Raw genomic sequence first — 17128 nt, forward strand, 5'->3', positions numbered from 1 at the left:
GCGCGCGATCGCACTTTCGATTGAAATCAGTGCATTAACGAAGCTTCCTGATAATCACCGCTCAGATGCGTAAAACTGGGAAACAACAGGCTTTTAAGTGCGAGCGCGTATGTCCAGATTTATACAAAATTGGCTGCTACAATCCCTACCGGTACTCACTAATGCTTTCTTGGCTTGGCTGATCAACCAACTGCCCGGTAAACAGGACTTAAAAATTCCAGACCCTATCATAATCTTACTGACAGTAGGGTGTCTATTGGCACTTTTTATCCTCGGTGCTATATCCAGTCAGTCTCCGCCGAGTGCAACGCCTGCAAATCAAAATTGGCTTGTTGGTTTTTTACCCCTGGTGGGTGGTGGCATCCTTTACGGACTCTTGAAGGGGAACCACGTAGCCGCCGAATTCAACTCAGCAGTTTTTTATACATCTCTCATTCTGTTTGGTTTGGGGACTGTGCTCCCGCCTGTACTGCTTTTACCGAGACAATGGCAGAACAGGTTGGTATGGGTTCCGCCCGGTTTGGGACTGGCGGTAACGTTGTATTTCATACTGAGGGGCGAAGGGACCGCAGGGTTTTTGGCTTTGGTTGTGACTGTAATTTTGATGTTGTTTATCCATGCCATCAAGTTTCTCATCCCAGTTACTAACCAACTTGCACCGAAGTTTAGGGCAAAGAGACAGCAACTTGCAGATAGTTTTGCAGACGGGATTTGGAATAAAATTGAAGATTCAACCTCACGTTTTCAGCGGGAATATTACAAGGGTTTGACTTATATCTGTCGATATTATCAAACACAGGGATTGGATAGAGATCGAAATCTGAACTTGCAAAAAGTATTTGTGCCTCTCAAAATTGCTGCAACAGAGGCAGCGAATACAAGTCACAAAATGATTCAGCCACTCAAGGATGAAGGAAATAACTCAAATGAAATACAAATTTGGAATTTTTTAGCAGCGATAGATAAGTATCCGGCATTTCGGCGCATGGCAGTGTTGGGCGCACCCGGTTCCGGGAAAACTACCCTTTTGAGAGATTTAACGCAGACTTATGCCACAAAGCAACAGCGGAAAGTGCATCCGAAAGCGCCGAAACTGATTCCGATATTGTTGTATCTCCGAGATGTGCGTCAGGAAATTGTGAACAATAATCAACTCACTCTGGCAGAGTTAATTACTCAGCAGGTACAGCAGCAGCAGCAAAAATATCAACTGGAGAATCCACCGCCTAACTGGTTTGCCGAAAAAATACGTCAAAACAAATGTTTGGTAATGTTAGATGGATTGGATGAAGTGGCAGATGAAACCCAGCGCCAGCAAGTAAGTGGTTGGGTAGACGAACAGATGCAGACATACCCGGACACAGCTTTTATCTTAACCTCTCGACCTTTTGGCTATAAAACTGCGCGGTTGCAACAAGATGTGACTGTCTTAGAAGTGCAACCATTTAACATGAAACAAATGGAACAGTTTATTTGTAGCTGGTATTTGGAAACAGAGGTGATAAGTAGTGCTGGACAAGATGATGCGGGAGTGCGGGCAGACGCTAAACAACAAGCAGATGATTTAATTAAGCGGATTAAAAATAGCACACCTCTGGCGGACATGGCGGTGAATCCTTTGCTGCTAACAATGATTGCCACAGTTCACCGTCGCGGTAGCGCCTTGCCAGGAAAACGGGTTGAACTTTACAAAGAAATTTGCCAGGTTTTACTAGAAAAGCGACAAAGAGCTAAAAATATTGCGGATGCGCTAACAGCGACGCAAAAGCAATCTGTTCTGCAAGTGCTGGCATTTGAATTAATGCAGCAGAAAACTCGTGATTTCAACCTATCCGATGGAATTGATTGGATTACAGACAAATTGGCAGATGTAGGAGGCAGTGGGGCGAATCCAGAGGAATTTATTCAGCAAGTTCGCGATGTGAGTGGGTTGTTAGTGGAAAAAGAAGTAGGCGTTTATGAATTTGCTCACTTGAGTTTCCAGGAATATTTAGCAGCGGTTCAGATTAAGGAATCGAACCAAGAGAGTCTGTTAATCGGAAATATTAATCAATCTTGGTGGGCTGAAACTATCCGTCTTTATGCAGCGCAGAGTAATGCTAGCAATCTGATTCGTACAGTCTTGGCGATGCCATCTCCATCCGTTGAGGAAATGGCACTCGCCTATGATTGCTTGGACGAGGGGTTGAGTGTAAATCCAGACGTTCGGCAACAATTGGAACAAAGGTTAAACGCAGATTTGGAAAGTCTATGACAGAAAGATTCACCTTAGCAGCTAATGTTTTGTTATCCCGGCGTCTGCAAAATCTACTGCGGATTGATGAGAATGTCGAAATTGACATGAGTTACATCACCTGCGCCGAATATCAGCTTTTTATTGATGAGAAGCTGAAAGCGGGTGCACATCGTCAACCTGACCATTGGAAAAGTTACAGATTTCCGCCAGGAGATGCTCAAAAACCCATTACTGGAGTACGATCTAGTGATGCTGAGGAGTTTTGTGAATGGTTAACTCAGCAGCAATCTGCATTGGGATTTAAATATAGACTGCCAACTCTAGCTGAAGTAGAGGAGCATCCAGTTACAGAAAAACAATTAGGATGCTGGTGTTTTGATGGAGAACAGCGAATCCTTGCAGGAATAGAAACTGGACAGAAGCAAACTTGGCAACAGAAATTAGATGAGGTTTTGGTTCTCAACCTCGACCTCTACCGCGTCCTCTACCGCTACCTCAACCTCGACCTCAACCGCGACCTCTACCTGGACCTCAACCTCGACCTCTACCGCGACCTCAACCGCGACCTCAACCTCGACCTCAACCTCGACCTCAACCGCGACCTCGACCTCAACCTCAACCTCGACTTCCACCGCGACCTCTACCTCGACCTCAACCGCGACCTCAACCGCGACCTCAACCTCGACTTCCACCGCGACCTCAACCTCGACCTCAACCGCGTCGTCAATCTCGACCTCAACCTCGACCTCAACCGCGTCCTCTACCGCGACCTCAACCGCGACCTCAACCTCGACCTCTACCGCGACCTCTACCGCGACCTCAAGCGCGTCCTCTACCGCGTCCTCAAGCGCGACCTCTACCGCGACCTCTACCGCGACCTCTACCGCGACCTCAACCGCGACCTCAACCGCGACCTCAACCGCGACCTCAACCGCGACCTCAACCGCGTCCTCGAAGGTCAATTTAAAGCAATTGAAGCAGGCAAAGCTAGTGATTTCCTACTTTTATACTTCCCTCTGCTTCCTGTTATTGTTATCTATCATTTCTTGTCAGTAACTTATGGGGTAATCTTCAAAAATAGAGCGTTGCTAAATATAATTAAGTTAAGCCGTCAAGAAGATGAAGCTATTAGCCGTAAGTATTTAGAGAAGCTCAATGAAATCTACCCACTTTATGTTTACTTAGTATTACTAGATGAGCGGCAAGCGGGTCGGATACCAGCATGGGAGAGTATTCGGATTGTCAGGGAAAGAGTTGAGTAGCAGATATAGCGCCTGGATAGTAGGGACACAACAGTGTTGTGTCCTTTGGCTGCCGAACACAGGATTGTTTGTGAAATAGTATTTTCTAATCTTGCCTGACACTATCGGGCACGCCCACCGCCGAAATACCCGAGATCGCCTTTAAGTTTTGACACCGAATCAACTCATTAAAATCCAAACTGCGCTTTTCTATCTGCGCCACAGCCTCGATCGCCCCAAGCAAATGTCCGGCCGCTTCCGCTTCGTTGTAACCACGCCTTCCCGCTACTCTAATCGCCCCTTCGTCAGCATCTAACTCTACTTGGGAACTGCGGTTGTCGCGCCAAATTCGAGTCATGGCGAGTCCCGTCAAACCGCCCGCGATCGCAGTGCCGATCGCATCTCCCTGCAACAATTCTACAACAGTCCCGACAATTCCCGCCAGAGCCGCACCTTGATAAATATCCGGTTTAAACCACTTAACATTGCACAGAAAACTGACATTCCGCAATATCAGTAAATCCCGCTGCGGCTTAGATAGCAGCCGCCACAAATCAAAATTAATATAAATCGGGCGAGATTGATTCCAAGGTAAAGGAAAATCGCAGTCAATTACCGTTGATTGTTGGGGCTTATTAATAATTTTACACGTCATGCGGCCGGAGGCTGGCATCACATCTAACAGGCGGCGAATTTCTGGATCGGGATTCATAAATTTTGGGGTAATTAGTAATTGGTAATTGCATCTAGATAAAAAAACAATAATATTGGTCAGGGCTTCGTAGCGGCGGGTTTTACCGACAATAATTGCCTAAAACCTACAATCTCGTAAACCCGCGCCCACCCAAGATCTGATTTTATCGAAATCAAAGTTGATGTAGGTTATCCGTTGTGTGGGGGCGGGTTTCTGTAGATTTTTGACGCTAGTTAAATATTGTTCGTAAAACCCGCCCCTACAAGTCCATAGAAGATAATTAAGGGTTTTTCTTGGATTCGGGAGAGGGAGATTTTTGAGCTTTCGGAGCCGCTTTTTCCGCGTTTGCCGAAGGCTTCGGACTGACAATCGCTGGGGCAACTGACGGCTTTGAATTCGCGGCTGGGGATGGCCCTGGTTTTGGAGAATCAGGGGCTGTTAGCGGGGCAGCAGGGGCTGTCTTAGCGCCTAAAATGCTGGCGTCTCCGGTGTCGAAGGTGCCGGCGATGCAAGCGATCATCATTGTCGCTAAAGTGCCGACAAATAATGCTTTCCAACCGAGTTCGGAAATGTCTTTGCGGCGGGATGGAATTAGGGCGATCGTGCCGCCGACAAATATGCCGACGGAGGCTAAGTGGGCGAAGCCGGAAAGGGCGTAACTGACAATTAAAACTGTACGATCGCTCACCAGTTTGTTTGCCGATGCTTCTGCTAGAGTTTGATAGGGAGGAATCGCCGTTTCTAACAACCTGCGACCGATAATTACTGACGCTTGCCAAGAGTCCTCTAATGGAACTCCTGTTAATAGCGTCAGGGGATAAAATAAGACTCCCATAATGTTTGCTAAGGTGACAACTTTGAACAAGTCACCAATTGGGCCGGGCAAAATTGCCAGCCAGCCAAAGAATTGATTGATTAAGGAAACTAAGCCTAAGATTAAAATCAAAACAGCGGCAATTGCCACTGCCATTTTTACACCGTCCAATGCACCAATTATCGCTGCATCGAGAGGGCTAACTCGTTCGATGGGTTCTCCCCCAACAGTCTCTTGTTTGAATTCTTCGCGCTCGGTGTCCGAAATTTCTTCGCCCACAAACTCGCGGCCTTGAGGCTTCGGTTCTTCCTTGGGAATGCCGCCCATTGTCAGGGGCACGCCTGTTTCGGGTACTAAGATTTTGGAGAGAACAAAACAAGCGGGAATGGCGATAATTGAAGCGGAAACTAAATGCCCTAAAATATTGGGAAAAACTGGCTTTAGAAAACTAACGTAAATTGCTAAAGTTGAAGAAGCGGCCGTTCCAAAACAGCAAGAGAGGATTGCACAAAGTTCCGAACGAGTCATTTTCGGCAAATAAGGCTTCACGACAATTGCCGCTTCAATTCCTACGAAGATATTAGCAGCGCCGCTGAGGGCTTCTGCGCCGCTCAACCGCATTGTCATATAAAAGATTTTGGCAAAAAGTTCGGTGATAATTTGAATCACGCCGATGTTGTATAGCAAGGCCATGAGGCCAGAAAAAAAGATGACTGTCGGTAAAGCTCTAAAGGCAAAAATATATCCTAAATTAACTGCCGGAGCTTTACCAGGTATCGGTACAACATTGCTCCCGAATACAAATCTCGCTCCAGCGTCAGCAGCGGTGAATACTCCATCCAGTAAGCCAGTAAACCACTCTAGGGCGATGCGAGTTGGGGGGAACAGGAATACTAAAAATCCTAAGACTAATTGCAGTCCAATGCCCCAGATGATGACGCGCCATGGAATATACTTGGACTGTCGGTTTTCTGAAAAAATCCAGGCGATCGCACATAAGCCAAAAATTCCCAGAAACGAGATAAGATTGTAGATTGACATGAGCCTAGTCCTTGAAATACTTAAGAATGCCGATCGACGGCTGGCACCACATCAGTTATACTATTCATCTGACGGCAAATGCTAAAAAAAAATAACGGGCCGATAAATTACGCACTCAACAGCGTACTGATGTCATTGCTTAGGTCATTCCGAACTCTGCGGATCTTTAGCAAGCCTTGATTTGCCGTAATTACCAGCAGTTTAGATAGAAACTCTAACACATGGAAGCTTTTGCTCCACATCCTCCTGAATGGACTGCGACGGCGGTTCACGCTAATGAGTTTTGCTGTCCCAAGTGCGCTGCAAGCTGCACTGATGCCGCTGAGGTCTGGATTAATCGCCGATCGCCAGTATACACCGAGTTCAACCGCCGCAAGTGGCAAGAATTTTACCGCTGCCAGTGCGATGGCGTTTGGTGGGCTTGGAGTAACGATAGGCCTCCTTCTGAACTTGTGCGTCGCGATCAGAGTTCGGATGACAGTCCGGATGACGGCCCGGATGATGATTTTTAGAACGCTGACAGAATTTTCGATTTTCGATTTTCGATTTTATTTAAAATTAGGCTAAGGTGCGCCTCGGCGCACCCTACATTTAGATATGTTAGCGCCAGTTATCAACTAATTCATCACGTCAAGTATTCCCTTGACTACGCCTTCCATCACTTTTTCAATTAAGCTCAATTCATTTTCGCCGATCGACTCATTTAAGAGCATTGACTGAATTCGCTGTCTGTCATCCCGAGTCAGTTCGCCTGACGAAAATATCCGCTCTACTATTTGTTCAGTTAGAAATGGGAAAGCTGGGGTTTGCATGGTTGGTCTCTAAAAGCATCAATATTTTGTTTTTAACTTTATTAGAGGAGCCAGTTATGGTGTGGGTTTTTGCTGTCCCACCCAATCAGTGCTCCAATCTTAGGACTCTGGGGGGATTTTGTCAATACACTGGCGACAGATAAATACAAAATTTGCCTTAAATTTCCGACATTCTGGCAACGGGTGGTTTGGGAGTGCGATCGACCCCCGGCGGTGGCGGTGTTCGATCGACCTTTTTAAGTTTATTGGCACTTTGGCGGAACATTACAGCTCAAAAAAAATCAAAACGAGAAGAGATTAGAATTGGTAATGGAGAATTGGTAATCGGGAATTGGTAATTGGTAATGGGAAAGTGGCTTTTCCTTGTTTCCTGGGACTCATGACTAATGACTAAGTAGGTGATTACACATAAACATTACATGGGAGGGTGGGTGAGTGCAGCAATAAACTGCTTACAAGTAAAGATACTGGCTCCCCCCGCCCCGCCAAAATATTATTGCTTTTTTGTGCCGATCTACTTAATGACTAATGAATAATGACTAATGACTAATGGCTTCCTCCAATGACCTATTTTCGTTCTGCTCTAATTTTGACATTAGGTTTTGGGCTGCTACCGCTAGCAGTGCGATCGCAACCTGTAGTTCCTGCTACTGACGGCACGAATACTGTTGTTAAGTCCGAGCAAAATCGCACAGACATTAGCGGCGGGCAACTGTCAGGAAACGGCGCAAATCTTTTTCACAGCTTCAGCCAATTTAATCTCAGCGAAGGTCAAATAGCTAATTTTCTAACTAATCCGAATATTCAAAATATTTTAGGGCGGATTTCCGGCGACAATGTTTCCGTAATTAACGGTCTGATTTCTGTAAGCGGTGGCAACTCGAATTTATTCTTAATGAATCCTGCCGGAATTGTCTTCGGTCAAAATGCTAGATTAAACGTGCCGGGGTCGTTTTTGGCGACAACTGCTACAGGTATTGGTTTCGGCGATAGCTGGTTCAATTCGGCAGGAATTAATAATTACAAAGCTTTACTGGGAAATCCCAATCAATTTAATTTTAGTAATTCACAAGTGGGTGCAATTGTCAATGCGGGGAACTTGGCAGTTGGCAGCGGACAAAGTTTAACTTTGCTCGGTGGCACCGTTATTAATACAGGACAATTATCCGCTCCCAACGGTCAAATTACTGTGGCTGCTGTTCAGGGAAAAAATGCAGTCCGTATCAGTCAATTTGGCAATTTATTAAGTTTAGAAATTACTCCGTCTTTGCAGTCAGAAAACTCGGCGGTCGCCCCGGTTTCTTTGCCTCAGTTGCTGACGGGCCCCGGCGTAGCATCAGCCACAGGTTTAACGACTAACGAACAAGGTCAAGTGGTACTGACTGGCGGCCAAACAGTGGCGGCAGTTCCGGGAAGTGCGATCGTCTCGGGTTCTTTAAATGTATTTGCTCCTTCTGGGAATGCTGGCGGCACAGTCAATATTTTAGGGGAAAAAGTCGGACTCTTCGGCGCAAATATCAATGCTTCCGGGACGAACGGCGGAGGTACTGTGCGCGTCGGAGGCGGTTTCCGGGGGATGGAACCAGTGCCGAACGCACAGGTAACTTATGTTAGTCCTGATTCTACGATCGCAGCCAACGCGATCGACCGCGGCAATGGCGGCACTGCGGTAATTTGGTCAGACAATACAACTCGCTTCTTCGGCAATATTAGTGCTCGCGGGGGCATCGCCGCAGGTAACGGCGGCAGAGTCGAAGTTTCCGGCAAAAATGCTTTAACTTTCCAAGGAGAGGTCGATACCCGCGCGACTAACGGCGCGATCGGCAATTTGTTGCTCGATCCGGCAAATATTACGATCGTCAGCGGTAACGGCGACAGCAGCGCGCCATCAACCGGTGGCGGACTCGAAGCGGCACCAGAACCAAATGAAACATCGATATCAGAAGTGCAGTTGGAACAGATGGCGGCCGGCAGCAACGTGGTTCTAGAAACCCCCGGCTACATCACCCTTCAAGACTTGCCCGATAACAAACTTTCGCTGCAAGCGATCGCGGGAGACACCGTAACATTTAGATCGGGCGGAGTGTTTTTTGTCAATGACCCCAAGGATTTAATCGAGACTCAAGGTGGCAACATCAACATTTTCGCCAGCAGCATCTCTCTGGGCGGACTTAATGCTAACGGTGGCAATATCGCTCTCACTGCTAACGGCATTGACTTGAGGGGCGGCAGCAATTCTGTCAGCAGTGCGGGGGGAACAATTCGCTTGCAACCCAACGACAGCCGAGCAATTCGGATCGGTGGCACCGGCGATATTTTGGGCATTTTAGACTTGACGGCAAGGGATCTCGGCGCTTTGGCGGGGGGTTTCGGCTCGATCGCGATCGGGCGCGAAAACGGTAGCAGCTCGTCGATCGCGATCGTCGCACCCATTACCTTCAACAGCCCGCTGACACTTCAAGGCAGCTCGATCGCGATCGACAATCCCCTGAGAACAACCGGCAGCGCTAGCTTGACTCTCGACGCCCCCAAAACCGATCTCAACGCCAACATTGCGACATCCGGCGGCGATCTCACTTTTACAGGAAACGCATCCCTCAATGCTGACGTGGCTTTGAGCACAGAAGCTAGGGGCAACATTCTGTTCTCCGGTAGCCTAGACGGATCTCGCGCCCTGAGACTTGACGCTCAGCGAGTGCTGTTCGGCGGTACAGTCGGTCAAGCTGCACCGCTGGCTAGTTTGTACGTCCACGCCGATAGTACCGAGGTTTCGGGCAATATTGCGACATCTGGCGACATGAATTTCAATAGTAACGTCACAGTCGATCGCACCGCCACCCTAGCCGCCACTACCGGCAATATTGCTTTTGCCAATACCCTCGACAGCACGCCGGGCCGCGCAAATAATTTGACGCTGCGGGCTGGCGGCAACATTACTTTTGACGGCAGAGTCGGTCAAACTCAGAGGTTGGGCCGGCTCTCGGCTGATGCTGCTAGCGTGACGGCGACTTCCACAATTGCAGCCCGCAGTTTGAGCGTTAACGCGCGAGATTCTGTTACCTTCGGAGGGGACAGCACGGCCGCTTTGGGAGCCGATATCAAGGCAGCAAATGTCCTCTTAGAGGGTAATTTAAGGACGGATGGCGGCAGCGTGAACCTGCAAGCAAGCGGCGAGGTTCGGACTGGCAATATTACCTCGAACGGTGGGAGGATTCGAGTTGAGGGGAATACTGTTGCTGCGGGTGCGATCGACTCGTCATCGGCGGGCACAGGAGGCGCGATCGCTCTCCAAAGCAATGCCGGCCCTTTAACTGCGGGAGCTTTGAACGCTTCGGGGACGATCGGCGGAAATATTGCTGTCACCTCTTCATCGGGCATTTCGGCTCTCGATCTCAACTCCAGCAGCACTTCAAACGGCAACGGCGGCGGCGTTTCCCTGAGCGCGACTGATAACATTCAGTTGGGCTTTATCAACGCTCAAGGCGGCACTGGTGGCACTGGCGGCAGCGTTGATGTGACAACCCTCGGTTTGTTTAGCTCGAACAGTGTTTTCAACGATATATCGGGCAATTTTTCCAGTATTTCTACTGCCGGAGGTGCGCGGGCGGGGGCAGTCGCAATTCGCCACGGAGGCGGTATCGATCGACCGTTTGTAGTTGGCGGCGCGATCGATAATGGAACCCGGGGAAGCATTAATGCTGGCGGGGGAAACGCCATTTTGCCCACTTTTTCTTTTGGACAAACTTACACGCAAGGAAGTTTACCAAATCAGATTTCCCTAGTTACCCCGGGCCCCCCCTCTGCTCCGGCACCAATTCCGGCACCAATTCCGGCACCAATTCCGGCACCAATTCCGGCACCAATTCCGGCACCAATTGCCCCACCGCCTGTAGTGCCAGTAGTCCCCGTAAATCCCGAGCCGGCGCTGTCACTTCCTGCATCTATGGAAGTAGAATTGCGATCGCCAAGTAGATACAAACATTCCCCAACTAGCCCGGATATTTTCGCTCCTTCTCGCAGATTAGATGCGGCCGGTTCGGGAGTTTTAGAATTTGAACAAACCTTTACTCGCGAGTACGAAAAATATCTGGACTTGCCCGCAAGAAGACCGATTAGTAATATGTCGGTTATTTACGAAACTCTTCGCAAAAACGAACAAACTACTGGGATAAAATCTGCCATTATTTATATGAATTGGGTCAGCATAGCGGATGCAGGCGCCGCCAAAGAAAATGATTCTGTACTGGTGGCAAGCCAGGATTTATCTAATGTATTGCCTGTGAGAACAAACCTCGCCTCCCAGCCCCCTCATCCCTTAGAAAATAAGTTGACCCAGAGGTTGCAGCCGGATAGCAAAGAAGTTTCCGATGTTCCTAACGGGGAGCATTTAGAATTAGTATTAGTAACAGCTAACGCTCAACCCCAGCGCGTTTTAATTCCGGCGACAACGCGCTGGCAGGTGTTGCAACTAGCCGACGCCCTGCAAAGCGAAATAACTAATCCCCGAAAAAGAAGCAGCATTAGTTATTTGGATACGGCGCAAAAACTTTATCGCTGGTTAATTGCACCAGTTGCCGCAGAATTGGCAGCTTTAAAGATTGACAATTTAATTGTAATTCCAGCAGCAGGTTTGCGGAGCGTACCGTTTGCGGCCCTTCACGACGGCAAAGGCTTTTTAGTTGAGAAATACAGCCTTAGCGTGATGCCGAGTCTGAGTTTAACTGATATCGGCTACGACAATATTGCGGATGATGAAGTTTTGGCGATGGGGGCGTCGGTATTTGAAGATAAAGCGCCATTACCGGCGGTACCGGTGGAGTTAGAGTCGATCGCGCCGCCCGATCGGGGAAAATCATTTTTGAATCAAGATTTTACTCTGGGGAATTTGCAAGCTCAGCGGGCAAATCGGCCTTTTGGTATCATTCACTTAGCAACTCACAGCGAATTCCAGCCCGGGGAACCGAAAAATTCTTACATTCAGTTGTGGGATACTAAATTGCGCCTCGATCAAATGCCACAGTTGCGGTGGAATGAACCGCCGGTGAATCTGTTAGTTTTAAGCGCGTGCAGTACCGCTTTGGGCGACGCAGAGGCGGAGTTGGGGTTTGCGGGTTTGGCGGTAGCTAGCGGTGCTAAATCGGCTTTGGCGAGTTTGTGGGAAGTCAGCGATGAGGGGACTTTGGGGCTGATGACGCAGTTTTACCGGCAGTTGCGGGCCCCCAGACGCGGTGGCAATTTGATGATTAAAGCGGAGGCTTTGCGACGGGCGCAATTGGAGATGCTGCAGGGGCGCGTGCGGATTCAAGACGGGATGCTGCGAGTCGAAGGGCTTTCTATGAGTCTAACTTTGCCTCCGGAAATTGCGGCGCGGGGCGATCGAGTGCTTTTGCATCCTTATTATTGGGCCGCCTTTACAATGATTGGCAATCCTTGGTAATGGAGTGTTGAATGAAGAAGGAAAAAGAGGCGTTGCTGAATCAAGGTATCAATAGTGCAGTAACTGGAAACTCCTGAAATTTTAGGTAATGTATTTAGGACTTATATCGTTTCCGATGCAACCGGAAACCCTATCAAATGTCTCGGAACTATTATATCCCAATACCCATTGTAAAATTCCTGAACGAAAGTGGCCAACGGCTGTGTACGGCCAGATTTGGTGTGTTTTTTTCACATCAGTCTGTAATTCATCGAGCTCATCGACTTCTGAAATGACTTCGGGGTGATAAGCATCGACTCGGAGTTTTCCGACAAGTCTTACTCAAGTTATTAGAGTGATGTGATGAGCTCCCTTGATTCGTTGATAGTCCGAAAATTCCTACCATTGACATACATTTTTATACCTTGGGGTTTCACAGTGTCACTGTAACCAGGCGTGGGATTCATAATCAGCGATAAATTGACAACCAGATTTGACACAAATGTGCTTCGGTTTTCCTTTTTTATTACGGTTTTTACGGCTGTCGGTTGATTTTCACTGGCTTTTATTGCATGGTGATTCCACCTATTCATACTAGAATTATGCAACGCCCAAATCTCCGAGGAAGCTCAACGGCGAGATCTCTTCGCTCTGTTCTGTCTGCTTTTGGAGGAAACTGTAGAGCGAGATCACTCCTAACATAAATCTTTATTTGTACTTTTTTAAGAAATGTAAAAATTAATATTTTTTTATTTAAAGTTTAATTTTCGCTTAAAGGGCAAGCTAGTGTTTATATTAGAGGGTACATCTACTTACAAATTGATAACTGCTAAAAAAATGTGTATTTATTAAAATAGGTTGCAAAGATGATTCACTTAGCTGGTTACGAGATTACTAACCAAATACATGAAGCTAACAATTCTTTAGTTTACCGAGGACTGAGAAAGCAAGACAACCAACGGGTAATTCTCAAATTTCTCAAGCAAGATTATCCGATGCCCGCTTCGTTAGTTAGATACAAGCAGGAATACGAAATTACACGCAACCTCAACCTAGAAAGTCTACCTAAAACCTACAGCTTAGAAAGATATCACAACAGTTTAGTTATTATTTTCGAGGATAGTGGTGGAAAATCATTAAAGCTGTGGTTGGCCGATCAAAAACTTACCTTAGAAGAGTTTTTGTCAACAGCTATTAAAATAACTAGGGCGTTAGGCGACATTCATCAACATAAAATAATTCATAAAGATATCAACCCGAGCAATATTATTATTAACTCGGCAACCGGGCTAGTCCAAATCATAGATTTTGGCATTTCTACTGTTTTAACTCGTGAGAATCCTACCCTAAAAAATCCTAATGTTTTAGAAGGCACTCTGAGCTATATATCGCCGGAACAAACAGGCAGAATGAACAGAGCGATCGACTACCGCACGGATTTTTACTCATTAGGAGTTACTTTTTACGAAATGCTAACGGGGCAACTGCCATGCGATTACAACGATGCAATGGAATTAGTCCACTGTCATATTGCTAAACAAGCAGTACCGCCCCATGAAATTAATCCAGAAATTCCTAAAGCGGTTTCGGATATTGTAGTAAAACTGTTAGAAAAAACTGCTGAAAAAAGATACCAAAGTGCTTGGGGAATTCTCGCAGATTTAGAAGAATGTCTGGAACAACTACAGGCTAAAGGAACGATTGTAGATTTTGCGATCGCCCAAAAAGATATTACAGATAAGTTTCAAATACCTCAAAAACTTTATGGTAGAGAACGCGAAATTGAAACCTTATTAGCAGCCTTCGAGCGAGTCAGCAATGGCACAACAGAAATTATGTTAGTGTCAGGTTACTCAGGCATTGGCAAATCAGCCTTAGTACAAGAAGTTTATAAGCCGATAACTAAGGCAAGGGGTTATTTTATTGCCGGAAAGTTCGATCAATTTCAACGCAATATTCCTTACTCAGCGCTCGTTAAAGCTTTCCAGTCCTTAGTCAAGCAACTGTTAACTGAAAGCGAAATCCAACTCAATAGCTGGAAAGAACAACTTTTAGCGGCTTTTGGTGATAACGGTCAAATAATTATAGATGTCATTCCCGACATAGAACTCATCGTTGGCAAACAGCCACCCGTCCAAGAATTAGGGGCTACGGAAGCGCAAAACCGTTTTAATTTAGTCTTTCAAAAATTCATCCGGATCTTTGGCTCTGTGGAGCATCCCTTAGTCATTTTTCTAGATGATTTGCAATGGGCTGACTCCGCTACTCTGAAACTGCTGCAAGTAATGATGGCAGATGAGGAAACAAAATATTTATTTCTAATGGGTGCTTATCGAGATAACGAAGTGAGCCCCACACATCCCCTGATAATGACTTTGGAGGGGCTGCAAAAGCAAGAGGTTACTATTAACCAAATTACCTTAACTCCCTTAGATATCGGACATATTGCTAACTTGATTGCTGATACTGTGCGTAGGGATAGAGGCGCAGTCATGCCCTTAGCTGAGTTAGTCGTGGGTAAAACTCAAGGCAATCCTTTTTTTGTCAATCAGTTTCTCAGAACTCTCTATGAAGAAAACCTGCTGAATTTCAATTTACTGCAAAGAAGCTGGGATTGGAATATTTCGCAAATCGAAGCAGTAGGCATTACCGATAACGTTGTTGAGTTGATGGTCGGTAAATTGAGAAAAATGCCAGATTCAACTCAAGAGATTTTACAATTAGCCGCTTGCGTTGGCAATAGTTTTGACTTAAATACTCTGTCGGTTGTTCATGAAAAATCTCCCGCTGAAACCTTTCAAAAGCTATTGCCGGCAATTCAAGATGGACTAATTTTAGCCACTTCTGAACTCGGCGTAACAGAAGAAGAAATCGTTCAGTCTCATCTGGTCATTACTACTTATAAGTTTTTGCACGATCGCGTGCAACAAGCAGCTTATGCCCTGATTGAGGAAAGTTCTAAAAAAACAGTTCACTTACAAATCGGTCGCTTGCTGTGGCAAAATACCTCGCCAGAGAAACTAGCGGAAGATATATTTGCGATCGTCGATCATTTGAATCTAGCAATTGAACTGATTAGCGACGAATCTGAACGAATTGCAATCGCTAGACTGAATTTAATGGCAGGACAAAAAGCCAAAGCCGCAACAGCTCATACTGCGGCTACCGAATATTTACAAGCAGGTTTGAGACTGTTAGTAGATTCTAGCTGGGATACGCAGTACAACCTAACATTAGACCTGCATACCGAAGCAGCAGAAGCGGCATATCTGAGCGGCGATTTTGAAGGGATGCAAACATTGACTAATAGCGTGTTGCAACAACCGATATCGCTTCTGGACAAAGTGAAGGTGTACGAAATCCAGATGCAAGCTTATGCGGCGCAGCAAAAATCGCCAGAAGCGATCTCTACAGGGCTGCAAGTTTTGAAGCAGTTAGGGGTAGAATTTCCCCAAGAGCCAAACTTATCTGATATTGGTCAAGCATTCTCCGAAACCGCGTCAATTTTGAGCGGCAAACGAATTGAGGACTTAATCGAACTTACTCAAATGACAGATCCTCATCAACTAGCAATTATTAGGATACTGTTAAGTATATGGTCTTCTGCCTACATAGCGTTGCCGTCGCTAGTGCCTTTAATAGTGACCAAACAGGTCAATTTATCTGTCCAACATGGTAATGCGGCTGTGTCTCCCTTTGTTTATGGTCTATATGGTTGTCTTCTGTCTGGGGTTGTGGGGGATATCGAGCAAGGCTATCAGTTCGGTCAATTAGCAATAAATCTGCTGTCAAAGTTGAATACTAAAGAAATCAGTGCTAAGACTAAGAGTACAGTAAATGCTTTTATCAAACCTTGGAAAGAACATGTAAGGAATGTCATCGAAGGTTTTCGAGCCAATTTCTCTAATGCGTTGGAAACGGGAGATTTAGAATTTGCGGGCTATATTGCAATGCAATACTGCGTTCACTCATATTGGGTAGGTAAGCAACTAACTGTTGTTGAACAAGAAATGGTTTCCTACGGGGATGCTGTTAGTAAACTCAAGCAACAAACTTCACTTCATTATCTCGAAATTGTTTGGCAAACGGTTTTAAATATGATGGGAAAGGCTGAAAATCCCTGCATTTTAATGGGCAAAGCCTACGACGAGCATCATATGCTCCCCTTACACTTGCAAAACAACGACCAATTAGCAATTTTTTATTTGTACCTCTACAAGCTTCAGCTTTGCTATTGCTTTGATAATTACTCCCAAGCAATTAAAATTATCACTATTGGCGAAAATTATTTTGGTTCAAGTATAGGGATGATACTTGTCGCTATCTTCCATTTATATGATTCTCTAGCACGGTTGGCGCTATATCTCGATACTGAAGAATCTGGGCAGCAAGGTATTCTTGAAAAAGTCCAAGCTAATCAAGAAAAAATGCAAAAATGGGCGCATCATGCCCCAATGAATTTCTTGCACAAATATTATCTAGTGGAAGCAGAACGATATCGAGTTTTAGGTGAAAAAGTAGAAGCAATGGAGATGTACGACAAAGCCATTGCTTTAGCTAAAGAAAACGACTACATCAACGAAGAAGCACTCGCTCACGAACTTGCTGCCAAATTCTACTTGTCATGGGGCAAAGAAACGATCGCCCAAACTTATATGCAAAACGCTCACTATAGCTACCAACTCTGGGGCGCTCTAGCTAAAGTTAAGGATTTAGAAGAGAAATACCCCCAATTCCTAGCTAGAACATCAGCCAAGACAACAGCTCAAACAAATGTTAACCGAACAACGATTAAGGCTACTACCACTAGCACTAATTTGGGAGAGACGCTAGATTTAGCCACAGTAATGAAAGCTTCCCAAGCAATTTCAGGT

At 46.1% G+C, this 17128-nt stretch carries 8 protein-coding genes; 5 read left to right on the forward strand and 3 right to left on the reverse strand.

Translation table 11 applies throughout. The features are described 5' to 3' along the window. The first annotated feature begins 109 nt into the window (after positions 1–109). Positions 110–2254, forward strand: coding sequence for an NACHT domain-containing protein (locus QUA62_RS12685; protein WP_333404400.1), 2145 nt, complete (start codon positions 110–112; stop codon positions 2252–2254). After that, the gene (locus QUA62_RS12690; RefSeq protein ID WP_333404402.1) at positions 2251–3498 is read left to right on the forward strand and encodes an SUMF1/EgtB/PvdO family nonheme iron enzyme; all 1248 of its coding nucleotides are present in this window, start codon (positions 2251–2253) and stop codon (positions 3496–3498) included. Before QUA62_RS12685 ends, QUA62_RS12690 begins: the two co-directional genes overlap by 4 nt. 85 nt (positions 3499–3583) lie before the next feature. Here QUA62_RS12690 and QUA62_RS12695 read toward each other — a convergent pair whose 3' ends face one another. Continuing rightward, positions 3584–4189, reverse strand: a complete 606-nt coding sequence (locus QUA62_RS12695; RefSeq protein WP_333404404.1) for a DUF3318 domain-containing protein — start codon at positions 4187–4189, stop codon at positions 3584–3586. 262 nt (positions 4190–4451) lie between these two features. Then, positions 4452–6026, reverse strand: a complete 1575-nt coding sequence (locus tag QUA62_RS12700) for a nucleoside transporter C-terminal domain-containing protein (protein WP_333404405.1) — start codon at positions 6024–6026, stop codon at positions 4452–4454. Between the two features lie 221 nt (positions 6027–6247). Here QUA62_RS12700 and QUA62_RS12705 point away from each other — a divergent pair, with 221 nt between their 5' ends. Next, entirely contained in the window at positions 6248–6538 is a 291-nt protein-coding gene (locus QUA62_RS12705) for a hypothetical protein (protein ID WP_333404407.1), read from the forward strand. A 105-nt stretch (positions 6539–6643) separates the two neighbouring features. On the opposite strand, the gene QUA62_RS12710 is transcribed toward QUA62_RS12705, so the two are convergent. Next, complete coding sequence (locus QUA62_RS12710; protein ID WP_190661768.1) at positions 6644–6838, reverse strand: hypothetical protein; 195 nt, start codon at positions 6836–6838, stop codon at positions 6644–6646. Positions 6839–7400: 562 nt separating this feature from the next. Between QUA62_RS12710 and QUA62_RS12715 the strand changes: the two genes are divergently transcribed. Both QUA62_RS12715 and QUA62_RS12720 read left to right on the forward strand, forming a co-directional pair. After that, positions 7401–12275, forward strand: coding sequence for a CHAT domain-containing protein (locus QUA62_RS12715; RefSeq protein ID WP_333404409.1), 4875 nt, complete (start codon positions 7401–7403; stop codon positions 12273–12275). Between the two features lie 845 nt (positions 12276–13120). Next, on the forward strand, positions 13121–17128 hold a 4008-nt coding region (locus tag QUA62_RS12720), incomplete at its 3' end, for a serine/threonine-protein kinase PknK (protein WP_333404411.1).

Source organism: Microcoleus sp. MON1_C1 (genome assembly GCF_036701945.1).
Lineage (GTDB): Bacteria > Cyanobacteriota > Cyanobacteriia > Cyanobacteriales > Microcoleaceae > Microcoleus.